This window comes from Streptococcus suis (assembly GCF_002964575.1).
Classification (GTDB): Bacteria; Bacillota; Bacilli; order Lactobacillales; family Streptococcaceae; genus Streptococcus; species Streptococcus suis_R.
In genome coordinates this window covers 1-13,142 of the sequence record NZ_POQQ01000084.1, presented here as the reverse complement: position 1 = coordinate 13,142, position 13,142 = coordinate 1, and the positions used below count along the sequence as shown (strand labels likewise).

General features: G+C 38.3%; 13 protein-coding genes. All 13 read left to right on the top strand.

Annotated features, from left to right (window positions below; translation table 11 throughout):
* Nucleotides 1-56 precede the first annotated feature (56 nt).
* Nucleotides 57-260, top strand: coding sequence for a DUF951 domain-containing protein (locus C1E58_RS10185; RefSeq protein WP_024379529.1), 204 nt, complete (start codon nt 57-59; stop codon nt 258-260).
* A 103-nt stretch (nt 261-363) separates the two neighbouring features.
* Entirely contained in the window at nt 364-723 is a 360-nt protein-coding gene (locus tag C1E58_RS10180) for a helix-turn-helix domain-containing protein (RefSeq protein WP_105210350.1), read from the top strand.
* A gap of 82 nt (nt 724-805) precedes the next feature.
* Nucleotides 806-1,921, top strand: coding sequence for a redox-regulated ATPase YchF (ychF, locus tag C1E58_RS10175; RefSeq protein WP_105210257.1), 1,116 nt, complete (start codon nt 806-808; stop codon nt 1,919-1,921).
* Nucleotides 1,922-2,135: 214 nt separating this feature from the next.
* Complete coding sequence (gene pth, locus C1E58_RS10170; RefSeq protein ID WP_105114112.1) at nt 2,136-2,705, top strand: aminoacyl-tRNA hydrolase; 570 nt, start codon at nt 2,136-2,138, stop codon at nt 2,703-2,705.
* The gene (gene mfd, locus C1E58_RS10165; RefSeq protein ID WP_105210256.1) at nt 2,705-6,199 is read left to right on the top strand and encodes a transcription-repair coupling factor; all 3,495 of its coding nucleotides are present in this window, start codon (nt 2,705-2,707) and stop codon (nt 6,197-6,199) included. The genes pth and mfd overlap by 1 nt, the downstream gene beginning before the upstream one ends.
* Nucleotides 6,200-6,249: 50 nt before the next feature.
* Nucleotides 6,250-6,522 (top strand): RNA-binding S4 domain-containing protein, encoded by a 273-nt coding sequence (locus C1E58_RS10160; protein ID WP_044678580.1) that lies wholly within the window; start codon nt 6,250-6,252, stop codon nt 6,520-6,522.
* Nucleotides 6,509-6,877, top strand: a complete 369-nt coding sequence (locus tag C1E58_RS10155; protein WP_044678578.1) for an FtsB family cell division protein — start codon at nt 6,509-6,511, stop codon at nt 6,875-6,877. Before C1E58_RS10160 ends, C1E58_RS10155 begins: the two co-directional genes overlap by 14 nt.
* Nucleotides 6,874-6,987: an SP_0009 family protein gene (locus C1E58_RS12520; RefSeq protein WP_032499024.1), complete on the top strand. Its 114-nt coding sequence runs from the start codon at nt 6,874-6,876 to the stop codon at nt 6,985-6,987. Before C1E58_RS10155 ends, C1E58_RS12520 begins: the two co-directional genes overlap by 4 nt.
* A 12-nt stretch (nt 6,988-6,999) precedes the next feature.
* Nucleotides 7,000-8,280 carry a serine hydrolase gene (locus tag C1E58_RS10145; protein WP_105210255.1) on the top strand — a complete coding sequence of 427 codons (1,281 nt, stop codon included), beginning with the start codon at nt 7,000-7,002 and terminating at the stop codon, nt 8,278-8,280.
* On the top strand, nt 8,281-9,549 hold the full coding sequence (gene tilS, locus C1E58_RS10140; RefSeq protein WP_105210254.1) for a tRNA lysidine(34) synthetase TilS: 1,269 nt from the start codon (nt 8,281-8,283) through the stop codon (nt 9,547-9,549). It begins immediately after the preceding gene.
* 7 nt (nt 9,550-9,556) lie between these two features.
* Complete coding sequence (gene hpt / locus C1E58_RS10135; RefSeq protein WP_105210253.1) at nt 9,557-10,099, top strand: hypoxanthine phosphoribosyltransferase; 543 nt, start codon at nt 9,557-9,559, stop codon at nt 10,097-10,099.
* Nucleotides 10,100-10,120: 21 nt separating this feature from the next.
* Nucleotides 10,121-12,094, top strand: coding sequence for an ATP-dependent zinc metalloprotease FtsH (gene ftsH / locus C1E58_RS10130; protein ID WP_105210252.1), 1,974 nt, complete (start codon nt 10,121-10,123; stop codon nt 12,092-12,094).
* 218 nt (nt 12,095-12,312) lie between these two features.
* Entirely contained in the window at nt 12,313-12,783 is a 471-nt protein-coding gene (locus tag C1E58_RS10125) for a sigma-70 family RNA polymerase sigma factor (RefSeq protein WP_105210251.1), read from the top strand.
* Nucleotides 12,784-13,142 lie beyond the last annotated feature (359 nt).

Genomic DNA, 13,142 nt, shown 5'->3' with positions numbered 1-13,142 from the left:
GGCTAGCCTAGCCGTTTTTATGTTATACTGAAAGAAATAGGACTAAAGGAGTATTTATGTACCAATTAGGATCATTTGTTGAAATGAAAAAGCCTCATGCCTGTGTCATCAAATCGACCGGCAAGAAGGCCAATAAGTGGGAGGTTATCCGACTAGGTGCGGATATCAAAATCCGTTGTACCAACTGTGACCATGTTGTTATGATGAGCCGGCATGATTTTGAACGAAAAATGAAACAAGTTCTACCAAGTGAAGCCTAGTTGACAGTTTGCAACTACTGGTTGCGAGTTTTTCCTAAAAAGTGCTAGTCAACTGTTCCTTTCTAAACTATAATAGACTTAGAAAAAAGAGGAGGACATGATCGTGAATCAGTTAGCACAGCAAATTCGAGTTTTACGAACAGCCAAGAACCTATCCCAAGATGAGTTGGCAGAGAAACTCTATATTTCCCGTCAGGCTGTTTCCAAATGGGAAAATGGCGAAGCAACGCCAGACATTGACAAACTGGTCCAGCTGTCAGAAATTTTTGGTGTCAGTCTGGATTATCTGGTTTTAGGCAAAGAGCCCGAGAAGGAAATTGTGGTGGAACAGCGAGGAAAAATGAATGTTTGGGAATACTTGAACGAAGAATCCAAACGACAGCTTACAAGAGGAGATTTTGTCTTTCTCATTCTTTGTTTCATTGTCTTCTTATGTGCAATGTTTATTAAGCATTATTTTTAACGAAGCTTGCCAAACAGCAAGCTTTTTCTCTATTTTTCTGCTATAATAGTCATGATTGAATTTTTAATTGGAGAGTAAAAATATGGCTTTAACAGCAGGAATCGTCGGTTTGCCAAACGTTGGTAAATCAACCCTATTTAACGCAATTACCAAGGCAGGAGCAGAGGCTGCCAACTATCCCTTTGCGACCATTGATCCAAACGTCGGCATTGTAGAAGTGCCTGATGAGCGTTTGCAGAAGTTGACAGAACTCATCACTCCTAAAAAGACAGTGCCAACTACTTTTGAATTTACCGATATTGCTGGTATCGTAAAAGGTGCTTCTAAAGGTGAGGGGCTTGGAAATAAATTCTTGGCCAATATCCGCGAAGTTGATGCCATTGTCCACGTGGTGCGTGCTTTTGATGATGAAAATGTTATGCGTGAACAAGGCCGTGAAGACGCCTTTGTGGACCCTATCGCAGATATTGATACCATTAACCTAGAATTGATTTTGGCGGACCTAGAGAGCATCAACAAGCGTTATGCGCGTGTAGAAAAAATGGCCCGTACACAAAAAGACAAGGATTCTGTGGCAGAATTTGCAGTCCTTGAAAAAATCAAACCTGTCTTGGAAGACGGAAAATCTGCTCGTACAGTTGACTTCACAGATGAAGAACAAAAAATCGTTAAGCAACTCTTCCTCTTGACCACCAAGCCAGTCCTCTATGTTGCCAACGTCGATGAAGACAAGGTAGCAGATCCTGAGTCTATCAGTTATGTTCAGCAAATCCGTGACTTTGCTGCAACAGAAAATGCAGAAGTGGTAGTGATTTCTGCGCGTGCTGAAGAAGAAATTTCAGAACTCGACGATGAAGACAAGGGTGAGTTTTTGGAAGCCCTTGGTTTAACAGAATCTGGTGTGGACAAATTAACACGTGCAGCCTACCACTTGCTTGGACTTGGCACCTACTTTACAGCAGGGGAAAAAGAAGTTCGTGCCTGGACCTTCAAGCGTGGCATGAAAGCTCCTCAATGTGCAGGCATCATCCACTCAGACTTCGAAAAAGGCTTTATCCGTGCCGTCACCATGTCCTATGATGATTTGATGACCTACGGATCTGAGAAGGCCGTTAAAGAAGCAGGACGACTCCGTGAGGAAGGAAAAGAGTACGTTGTTCAAGATGGGGACATCATGGAGTTCCGCTTTAACGTATAATAGACAATCAGGTTGGAATGCATTTTCCAGCCTTTTGGTATTTCTAGTCGTTTAGTTTGCTTTTAGTACTAGGCAACGAACCGTAGGCAGTACTAGAGTACGGCAAGGTGAGTTCAAATAATTTCATAATTATTTGAATCTGGAAATAAGGAAACGAAGTTTCCTCGTTCGTTGAAGTAATAAAAGATAAACTAAGTGACGATAAGGAGAAAAAATGACACGATTAATCATAGGCCTAGGAAATCCTGGGGACCGCTATTTTGAAACTAAGCACAATGTCGGCTTTATGTTGTTGGATAAGATTGCCAAGCGTGAAAATGTGACTTTTAGTCATGACAAGATTTTCCAAGCAGATATTGCCACAACCTTTATTGACGGTGAAAAAATTTACCTGGTCAAACCAACCACCTTCATGAACGAATCAGGCAAGGCAGTCCATGCCTTGATGGCCTATTATGGTTTGGATGAAAAGGATATCTTGGTGGCTTACGACGATTTGGATATGGCAGTAGGAAAAATCCGTTTCCGACAAAAAGGTTCGGCAGGTGGCCACAACGGGATTAAGTCCATTGTTAAGCATATTGGCACACAGGAATTTGACCGTATCAAGATTGGTATTGGACGACCAAAAGGAAAAATGAGTGTTGTCAACCATGTACTATCAGGATTTGACACAGAAGACCGTATTGAAATCGACTTAGCACTAGATAAACTTGACAAGGCTGTCAACTTCTATTTGGAAGAAGATGATTTTGATACCATTATGAGAAAGTTTAATGGCTAATGAATATACTAGATATACTTCACAAGAACAAGCAGATCAATCAATGGCAGTCTGGTTTGAACAAATCAACACGTCAGTTACTATTAGGATTGTCTGGAACAAGTAAGTCATTAGTCATGGCGACTGCCTATGATAGTTTGGCTGAGAAAATAATGATTGTAACGGCTAGTCAGAATGAAGCGGAGAGGTTGGCTACAGATTTATCAGCCATTATAGGTAGTGAGAATATTTACAACTTCTTTACAGATGATAGTCCGATTGCAGAGTTTGTTTTCGCTTCTAAGGAACGGACGCAGTCAAGAATTGATAGCTTGAATTTTCTGACTGATCCAACTCAGTCAGGAGTTCTAGTTGTCAGCATGGCTGCCTGTAGGGTACTTTTACCAAATCCAGAAATTTTCAAACAGTCAAAGATTCAAATTGAGGTTGGTCAAGAAATTGAAGTTGACAAACTTGTAAAGAAACTTGTCAACACAGGCTATAAGAAGGTTTCACGAGTTTTAACTCAGGGAGAATTTAGCCAACGAGGTGACATCCTAGATATTTTTGATATGCGAGCTGAGGCTCCCTATCGTTTAGAATTTTTTGGAGATGAGATTGATGGCATTCGTATCTTTGATGTTGACAGTCAAAAGTCTTTAGAAAATTTGGATAGCATCAGCATTGCTCCAGCATCGGATATTCTTTTGACAGCTACTGACTATGAACGGGCCTGCAGTAGTATTGAAACAGCTATTGAACAATCGCATATAGAAGAGCAGCAGTCTTATTTACGGGAAGTTTTGGCGGATATGCAAACAGAATATCGTCATCCCGATTTACGAAAATTTCTCTCATTTTTATATGAACAATCTTGGACATTGCTAGATTATTTGCCAAAGGGATCCCCCTTATTTTTGGATGATTTTCATAAAATCGCTGATAAGCAGGCTCAATTCGAAAAAGAATCAGCAGAGTTATTGACAGATGATTTACAAAAGAGTAAATCAGTGTCAAGTTTAAACTATTTTGCATCTACCTATTCGGAATTAAGAAAATATAAACCTGCCACCTTCTTTTCAAGTTTTCAAAAGGGGTTGGGAAATGTAAAATTTGACGCCCTCTATCAATTTACTCAGCATCCTATGCAGGAATTTTTCCATCAAATTCCCCTATTGAAAGAAGAACTAACTCGGTATGCTAAATCGAAGAATACAGTCATTATTCAAGCAAGTTCTGAAGCGAGTTTACAGACTTTACAAAAATCTTTACAGGAGTATGATATTCAGCTACCTACCTATTCATCGGATAAGTTAGTAGAAGGTCAGCAACAAGTGACCATTGGGCAGCTAGCTTCTGGATTTCATCTGATGGATGAGAAGTTAGTTCTCATTACTGAAAAAGAGATTTTCAATAAAAAGATTAAGCGTAAGGTTCGAAGAACCAATATCTCGAACGCTGAGCGCATTAAAGACTATAGTGAGCTAGCTGTTGGTGACTATGTCGTTCACCATGTTCACGGGATCGGTCAGTATTTAGGGATAGAAACCATTGAAATATCAGGCATCCACCGTGACTATGTGACAGTTCAATATCAAAATGCCGATCGTATTTCTATTCCTGTAGAGCAGATTGATCTCCTTTCCAAATACTTAGCGTCTGATGGAAAAGCTCCAAAGGTCAATAAACTGAACGATGGTCGTTTCCAGCGTACTAAACAAAAGGTTCAGAAACAAGTCGAGGATATTGCGGATGATTTGATTAAGCTTTACGCTGAACGTAGTCAGTTGAAAGGTTTTGCCTTTTCACCGGATGATGAAAATCAAGTTGAATTTGACAACTACTTTACACATGTGGAAACTGACGATCAACTCCGCTCCATAGATGAAATTAAAAAGGATATGGAAAAAGATTCTCCAATGGATCGCCTGTTAGTAGGAGATGTTGGATTTGGTAAGACAGAAGTAGCCATGCGAGCCGCCTTTAAAGCTGTTAATGATGGTAAGCAAGTAGCTATTCTTGTTCCAACGACTGTTTTAGCCCAGCAACATTATGCTAATTTCCAAGAACGATTTGCTGAATTTCCTGTCAATGTGGATGTTATGAGTCGTTTTAAAACAAAGGCAGAGCAGGAAAAAACGCTTGAGAGACTGAAGAAAGGTCAAGTTGATATTATTATTGGTACCCATCGCCTTCTATCAAAAGATGTTGTTTTTGCTGATTTAGGTTTACTAGTTATTGACGAAGAGCAACGGTTTGGTGTCAAGCATAAGGAACGCTTGAAGGAATTGAAAAAGAAAATAGATGTCCTAACCCTGACTGCAACTCCAATTCCTCGTACCTTGCAAATGTCTATGCTGGGAATCCGCGACTTATCAGTAATTGAGACACCACCGACCAATCGTTATCCTGTTCAAACCTATGTCATGGAAACCAATCCTTCAGTAATTCGGGATGCGGTTCTCCGTGAAATTGATCGTGGAGGACAGGTTTACTATCTTTACAACAAAGTTGACACCATTGAGCAAAAAGTTTCGGAATTAAAAGAATTAGTTCCAGAAGCAACCATCGGATACGTCCATGGTCAAATGTCGGAAATTCAGCTAGAAAATACCCTTTATGCCTTTGTTGAGGGCGAATATGATATCTTAGTGACCACAACAATCATTGAAACGGGTGTTGATATTCCAAATGCGAATACCTTATTTATTGAAAATGCAGATCATATGGGTCTGTCAACCCTCTATCAACTTCGAGGTCGTGTCGGTCGTTCCAATCGGATTGCCTATGCCTACCTTATGTATCGCCCAGACAAGTCCTTGACAGAAGTGGCTGAAAAACGTTTGGAAGCTATTAAGGGCTTTACAGAACTAGGTTCTGGTTTCAAGATTGCCATGCAAGATTTGTCCATTCGCGGTGCGGGAAATATCCTGGGAGCAGCCCAATCTGGCTTTATTGATTCAGTTGGTTACGAACTCTATTCTCAACTCTTAGAACAAGCTATCTTAGAAAAACAAGGTAAGGCAGCTCAACGTCAGAAAAGCAATTCAGAGGTCAATCTACAGATCGATGCCTACCTACCAAGTGACTATATTGCTGACCAACGTCAAAAAATTGAAATCTACAAACGTATTAAGAATATTGACAGTCGTGTAAACTATCAAGAACTACAGGAAGAATTGATAGACCGTTTTGGAGAGTATCCTGATGTAGTAGCCTACTTGCTTGAAATTGGTCTTCTGAAGTCATTTTTAGACCAAGTTTTCTGTCATACAGTTCTTAGACGACAACATCAAGTGACAGTGACATTTGAACCCATGGCTGGTCAAATTTTCCTAACGCAAGATTACTTTGAAGCACTATCTGCTACGAATTTGAAAGCTCAGATAACGGAAAATAAAGGAAAACTAGCTGTTGTGTTTAACATTCAACAGAAGAAAGACTTTGAAATTATTGAAGAATTGATTTCTTTTGCGGAGAAGTTACAAGAAATCAAGACCAGAAAGGCAGAATAAATTTCTCAATTAGATGAAAAAATGGTAAAATATATAGTTGAGGTAAGTTTATGAGACTAGATAAATATTTAAAAGTTTCTCGCATTATCAAGCGTCGGACAGTTGCAAAGGAAGTAGCTGACAAGGGAAGAATTAAAGTTAATGGTATTTTGGCTAAGTCTTCAACAGATTTGAAAGTTGATGATCAAGTTGAAATCCAATTCGGCAATAAGTTGCTAACTGTAAAAGTCCTTGAAATGAAAGATTCTACAAAAAAAGAAGATGCACTGAAAATGTATGAAATTGTCAGTGAAAAAAGGATAGAAGCAGATGAGAAAATCTAAAATCCTGCAGTTGAATAATGCCTTTATTCAATCGGAACGTGCAAAATCTCAGAATAAATTGGCAGAGCGTCAGCAGAAAAATCGTTTCATGGCTGCTATTTTGGTTTTGGTTATCTTTTTATTTATGTTGCCAGCCTATAATCTGGTGGTGACCTATACAACTATTCAGCAACAGGAAAAGAAGTTAGCTGAATTAGAAAAAAACTATGATGAATTGACCAAAGAGCAGAAACAAGTAGCTGAAATGGTTACGAAATTAAAGAATGAAGATTACGCTGCCAAATATGTTCGTGCCAAATACCAATACTCTAAAGAAGGGGAATTTGTCTACAATATTCCAGGGTTACCAAAATGACAGATTCTATCTTTAAAATTGTAGAGCAATTTCTACAGCATTCGGAAGAGAAGTTGGAAGAGTTGTCTCAAAAAAATCAGGAATTGAAATTAGAGGAAAAGGATTTATAGAAGGGAGGGAGTATGCAGAAGAAACTGCTCGTATGGTTATTGCCAGTTTTATTTGGATGGCAGGTGGTTGATAGTACAGAAATACCGTTTAAACTCACAGCACAAGAAGAATATGAATTGACTCAGACAGTATATGACCAGTATTTTCAGACTATCCCTCAAAATCCAAATGTGTTTCAAGTTGAAAATCTTTATTCTGACCTAGAATTGACACAAGTAGTAGGTCAGTTGAAACCAAATCAGGCTTTTTCCATCACAGACGTGATTGTGAATTCCAAAAAAGAGTTGGTTTTTCAGATTGACAATGCTTCCTATATTGTGGCAGATACCAATAAATTATTTGATGACGTCGTTTTAACAGAAACTCTTGTTGAGCAGACCTACTGGACAAATAAAAATCTTACTGTTCTATCTTCTCCGATAGCAAATCAAGCCAAGGAAGTCAAAACAGATATACAGGCTTATCAAGCTGTTACCATTTCTAAAATTTCTACTACGCCAGTAGGTGACTTTGCTTATGTCGCAGACAAGGGCTGGATTGCTATGGATGATTTGTCTACAGTTGATAATAGAATGGAAGCTGTTCAAGCCTTGCTCACACAAAAATATTCTAAAAACAACATAGGAATATATGTTAAGCAACTTTCAACTGGTCAGTCAGCTGGTCTTAATCAAGATAAGGTGTTTTATTCTGCTAGTATTGCTAAACTACCTATTCTTTACTATGTTCAGGAGCAAATCAATGCAGGACAGGTTGATTTGACGACTAAAGTGAAGTACACGGCAGATTCTATGTCCTTTCCAGGTGCCTATGTTGTTGGTGGTAGTGGCTCTTTATCTAAAACACCAGACAATAAAGAATACTCGGTAGAAGAATTGATCAACAAGACTGCTAAAGAGTCGGATAATGTAGCCAGCAATTTACTTTCTTACTATGTGACACATCAGTTTAATGACGACTTCTACCAGAATATTACTGCTATTACAGGTAGTAAGTGGGATATGGTTACACGTGAAACCACAGCAGAAGTTGCTGGAAAAATGATGGAAGCCTTGTATGAACAAGAAGGTTATGTTTTAGAAAGTCTTGTATCAACGCAGTTTGATAACCAACGTATTTCAAAAGACATTGCTGTTCCGGTTGCTCACAAAATTGGTGATGCGGATGATGTCAAGCACGATGTAGCCATTGTTTATGCAGAATCTCCTTTTGTCCTATCTATTTTTACGGATAAATCAAGCTATGATGAGATTACACAAATTGCAAATGATGTTTACGGGATTTTAAAATAAATGAAAAATAAATTTTTAAAAGTGACACAGGATGGTCACTTTTTTGATAAACATAAGAAAGTTTTAGTGGCTGTATCAGGCGGCTTGGATTCAATGAATTTATTTCACCTCCTATACGAATACAGACAAGAATTAGGGATTGAACTTGGTATAGCCCATATAAATCATGGACAACGGGAGGAAGCCGCTCTTGAGGAAAGCTACCTCAGGCAGTTAGCAGAGGATTATAATGTTCCTTTCTACCTATCACATTTTGAAGGGAAGTTTTCAGAAGAAACAGCCAGGAAATGGCGTTATGCATTTTTTGCGGACATCATGGAGCAAGAAGGCTATACAGCTCTCGTCACAGCCCACCATGCTGATGATCAAGCAGAAACTGTTTTAATGCGATTGATTAGGGGAAGCCGTTTGCGTCATCTGTCTGCCATTCAGCCTATCCAGCCTTTTGCAAATGGAGAACTCATTCGACCACTCTTGTCTTTTAAAAAGTCTGATTTCAAAAATGTATTTCATTTTGAAGATTCCAGCAATCAAAGTTTAAACTATTTTAGAAATAGGGTAAGGAATACCTATTTACCACAATTCAAACAGGAAAATCCTAAAATTGAGTTTGCTGTCAATAACCTTGCAACTGATACTAGAAATCTATTACAGGCGTTACGAGATTTAACAAAAGATTTATCTGTTACAGATTTGACAAGTTTTCTGCAACAGACACAAGCAGTCCAGAGGTATTTACTAGAGGAATATTTAGAAGGCTTCCCTGATTTACAATTATCCCGTTCCCAGTTTGACGAGGTTCTTCATATTTTGCAATCAAAAGCGAATTATAAACATCTACTAAAAAATAATTATGTTTTAGAAAAAGATTATCATCGTTTCACAATTGATAAAATAGGACCTCAGACGGATGAGCAAATAGAACCAATCATGATAGAATCAGAAGGTATTTTTTCTTATGGTTCGTATATTTTTTCACTCAATCACCCAATGGAAGACGCGGAGCAGGTTTTACATTTTCCAAGTCATTTACCCATTCTAGTACGAGGAAGACAGGCGGGAGATACTATCCGAATAAACGGCGTCACTAAAAAACTTCGTCGCTGGTTTATTGATAATAAAATACCTCAGAAAGTTCGTCAAGAGGCAGTTGTGATTGAACAGGCTGGTAAAATTTATGGAATTGCCAATCTTGCTAGCAGTGATTTGAGTAAATCAATAAAAAATGATATAATCAAAGCTACCTTATATATTAAAATGAAAGAGTAGAACAACTATGTTGGACAAAGATATTAAGAAAATTCTTGTTTCAGAAGAAGAAATTGTTGCAAAATGTAAAGAACTTGGGCAAATTCTAGCAAAAGATTACGCAGATAAGAACCCTATTCTTGTTGGAATTTTAAAAGGTTCTATTCCATTTATGGCAGAATTGATGAAGCATATTGATGCGCATATCGAAACGGATTATATGGTTGTTTCAAGCTATCATGGTGGTACGGAGAGTAGCGGAACTGTTAAAATCATCAAGGATTTAGATAACAGTGTTGCTGGTCGTCATATTATCTTTGTTGAGGATATTATTGATACTGGTCGTACCTTGAAGGAATTGAAAGAGCTTTTTGCATTCCGTCAAGCTGCTTCAATCAAGATTGCTACATTACTTGATAAACCAGAAGGTCGTGTAGTTGAAATTGAGCCAGACTATACTTGCTTCACTATTCCAAATGAATTTGTAGTTGGCTTTGGATTAGACTACGATGAAAACTACCGTAACCTTCCTTACGTTGGTGTACTAAAAGAGGAAGTTTATACAAATTAGAAAAAGGTTTCCTACTATATTATGAACAATCAACAAAATAAAGGATTTATAAGAAATCCTTTTCTCATTATTCTTGTCATCGCGACCATTCTTACAGCATTCCAATTTTTTAATGCAGGTCAACAGGTTGCGACTCAAGAAATCAGCTATTCACAAGTTATTACCGAGCTTAAGAATAATAACGTTTCAGAATTGACCTATCAACCAGATTCAAGTGTTATTGAAATTACTGGTAAGTACAAGACAGAGCAGACAGCCAAGGATGAACTAGCTTCTTCTATTAAGCTATTCCAAGTGTCAAGTACTGTTACCTATAAAAACTTCAAATCGCTTATTCTACCGTCTGAAACAAATTTATCAGAATTACAAACCCTAGCAAATGAAAATGGTGTTAAGGTAACCATTAAACCAGAAAGTTCTAATGGACTATGGTTAAATATCATCTTTAATTTGTTACCGCTTGTTATCGTTGGTGTATTCTTCATGATGATGATGAACCAGGGTGGTGGCGGAGCTCGAGGAGCAATGAACTTTGGACGAAACAAAGCAAAAGCTCTTGAGCAAAGCAATATCAAAGTTCGTTTCTCAGATGTCGCGGGTGCAGAAGAAGAAAAACAAGAACTGGTAGAAGTGGTAGAGTTTTTGAAAGATCCAAAACGCTTTACCAAGCTTGGTGCCCGTATTCCAGCAGGTGTCTTATTAGAGGGACCTCCAGGAACAGGTAAAACTCTTTTAGCAAAAGCTGTAGCGGGTGAAGCAGGCGTTCCATTCTTCTCGATTTCTGGTTCTGATTTCGTTGAAATGTTTGTCGGTGTCGGTGCCAGCCGTGTTCGTTCACTGTTTGAAGATGCCAAAAAAGCAGCACCAGCTATCATTTTCATCGATGAAATCGATGCTGTCGGTCGCCAACGTGGTGTCGGCATGGGTGGTGGTAACGACGAACGGGAACAAACCCTCAACCAACTCTTGATTGAAATGGATGGATTTGAAGGCAACGAAGGAATAATCGTCATTGCTGCAACTAACCGTAGTGATGTTTTAGATCCAGCCCTTCTTCGTCCGGGACGTTTTGACCGTAAGGTATTGGTTGGTCGTCCAGATGTCAAGGGTCGCGAAGCAATCCTTAAAGTTCATGCGAAGAATAAACCATTAGCAGCAGACGTAGACTTGAAATTGGTTGCTCAGCAAACTCCAGGTTTTGTTGGTGCTGATTTAGAGAACGTTCTTAATGAAGCTGCCCTTGTAGCCGCACGTCGAAACAAAACTGTCATTGATGCTTCAGATATTGATGAAGCAGAAGACCGTGTCATTGCTGGTCCTTCTAAGAAAGACCGCCAAATTTCAGCTAAAGAACGTGAGATCGTTGCCTACCATGAAGCTGGTCATACGATTGTTGGCCTTGTCTTGTCAAATGCGCGTGAAGTTCATAAAGTTACTATTGTACCACGTGGCCGTGCTGGTGGTTACATGATTGCCCTTCCAAAAGAAGACCAAATGCTCCTATCTAAAGAAGATATGAAAGAGCAATTAGCTGGTCTTATGGGTGGACGTGTTGCAGAAGAAATTATTTTCAATACCCAAACAACAGGTGCTTCAAATGACTTTGAACAAGCGACACAGATGGCGCGTGCTATGGTAGCTGAGTATGGTATGAGTGAAAAAATGGGACCAATGCAGTATGAAGGTAGTCATGCTATGTTTGGTGGACAAACAACTCACAAACACATATCAGAACAAACTGCCTATGAATTAGACAACGAAGTCCGTGATTTGCTGAATGAAGCTCGCAACAAAGCGGCTGAAATTATTCAGTCTAATCGCGAAACTCATAAACTAATCGCAGAAGCCTTGCTTAAATACGAAACTCTCGATAGTGTTCAAATTAAATCTCTATATGAAACAGGCAAAATGCCAGAGAATATTGAACAAGAAGACGAGGATGTTCATCCCCTTTCTTACGAAGAAGTAATAGAGAAGATTAATACGAAAGAGTAATATAAAGATACTTTGAGTATGACATCTACAATCTTTGCTATTAAACTAATAAAATGACCACAAGCCCTCAATAAGATTATATACTTAGTGAGGGTTTTGTGGTTATTAAATGTCATAAGCAACAAACAAAATCAAATAATGTATATTAGACAAAGATGTCCTGTAGAAAGATAGCGCTTTTCGATAAACTTAACCCATCAACCAAAGGAGATTAAGTAATGGAATTCGAAAAAGTGTACGCAAGCGTCAAAGGCATTGTAAACAAGGCTCGAAAAGAGTTTTATATTAAACTATGGGATCGCGATGATTGGGAACAAGAAGGAATGATGACCTTGTTTGAATTATTGGAAGAAGAACCGTGGTTAGTTGATGAACAAGTTCAATTGTATTGTTATTTCAAAGTCAAGTTCAGAAATCGAATCAAGGATCATATTCGCAAGCAGGAAAGTCAAAAACGCAAGTTTGATCGTATGCCACATGAAGATATTCATGAATTATCTCATGCAATTCAATCACCAGGCTTGATAAACGATGAACTATTAATGTTGAGAGGTGCCTTGAGAGATTATCGACAAAATCTAAGCAAGGCTCAACTTGATAAATATGAAAAATTAATTAGCGGACAATGTTTCAATGGTCGCCGGGAAATGATACGTGAATTACAAATTCATTTAAAAGATTTTCGATAAATCAGTTATTATAAAATGTTCATTATAATCAAGAAGCAAGGTAGAGCCACAATGGAAGTTTTACTCTGCTTCTTTTTTTAAAAAATTGAACAAAAAAGTGTTGACAAACACACAATGCGATGATAGAATAATTGAGTTGTCTTTTGAGACCGTGTTGATAGAAAGAAATGAAAAAAAGTTTCAAAAAAGTGTTGACAAGGTTGAATGAAGATGATAGAATAATTGAGTTGTCAAATCTGAGACACAACACTGAAAAAAGAAACAAAAAAAGTTTCAAAAAAGTGTTGACAATTAGTTGAAGAAATGATAAACTAAGATAGTTGTCGCGAGAGCGCGGCAGTGAACAAGACCTTTGAAAA